Here is a 1046-nt window from a genome sequence, read left to right as displayed (position 1 = left end):
TAGTTGTAGATCAGCGTATTCCAGTCCTGGTGATAGCCTTCGCGCGGGTCGCTGTGCTCATACAGCGAGGTCCCGTCAAATGCGGCGAGGGCAAAATCATCGGAGGGAAAGTGGCCCGGCACCCAGTCGAGGATCACGTTGAGGCCCGCGGCGTGCGCCGCATGAATGAAGTAGCGGAAGTCTTCGCGGGTGCCAAAGCGTCGGGTGGGCGCGTACAGCCCGGTTGGCTGGTAGCCCCAGCTGCCGTCAAACGGATGTTCGTTAACCGGCAGCAGCTCCAGATGGGTAAAGCCCATCCATCTGGCATAAGGCACCAGCTGGTCCGCCAGCTCGCGATAGCTCAGCCAGAAGTTGTTATCGGTATGGCGACGCCAGGAGCCAAGATGGACCTCATAAATCGAAACCGGCGCATCAAACTGGTTCGCCTGCTTGCGCGCCTGCGGCTGGGTAATTTTGTCCGGCAAACCGCAGATCAGCGAGGCGGTATCCGGGCGCATCTGCGCTTCAAAGGCGTAGGGGTCGGACTTCACCCGCAGGTGGCCGTGCGCGTCGATCATCTCAAATTTATACAGCTGGCCGTTCTGCGCCCCGGGCACAAACAGCTCCCAAATCCCCGACTCTTTACGCAGGCGCATCGGGTGGCGGCGGCCGTCCCAGTAGTTGAACTGGCCGACGACGGAAACCCGGTGGGCGTTCGGCGCCCACACCGAGAAGCGCGTGCCGGTGATGCCGTCCATCGTATCGGCGTGGGCGCCGAGGGTTTCATAGGGCCGCAGATGGGTGCCTTCAGCGAGCAGCCATACGTCCAGGTCCTGCAGCAGCGGGCCAAAGCGGTAAGGGTCATCAATCAGATTGAGCTGACCGTGCCAGGTAACGGCCAGCTGATAGCGGAAAGCATTTTTTCGACGCGGCAGAACGCCGCTAAAGAAACCGCGCGAGTCGAGGCACTCAAGCTTGCCGACTTTGCGTCCGGTTTTCGGTTCAATCACCCACACGTCGGTGGCATCGGGTAATAATGCGCGTACTTCCAGCCCGGCATCGGTGGC

Annotated in this window: 1 protein-coding gene; it reads right to left on the bottom strand. The window is 61.2% G+C overall.

The genetic code is table 11. The annotated features are described in order from the left end of the window. The coding region (locus tag GO007_RS28805; RefSeq protein WP_255431017.1) for a GlgB N-terminal domain-containing protein at positions 1 to 1046 on the bottom strand (1046 nt) is incomplete at both ends.

It is taken from the genome of Klebsiella sp. 10-1 (assembly GCF_009758445.1).
Taxonomy (GTDB): Bacteria; Pseudomonadota; Gammaproteobacteria; order Enterobacterales; family Enterobacteriaceae; genus Klebsiella; species Klebsiella scottii.
Note: the sequence above shows the minus strand (reverse complement) of the source record. Positions and strands in the feature narration are given on the sequence as shown.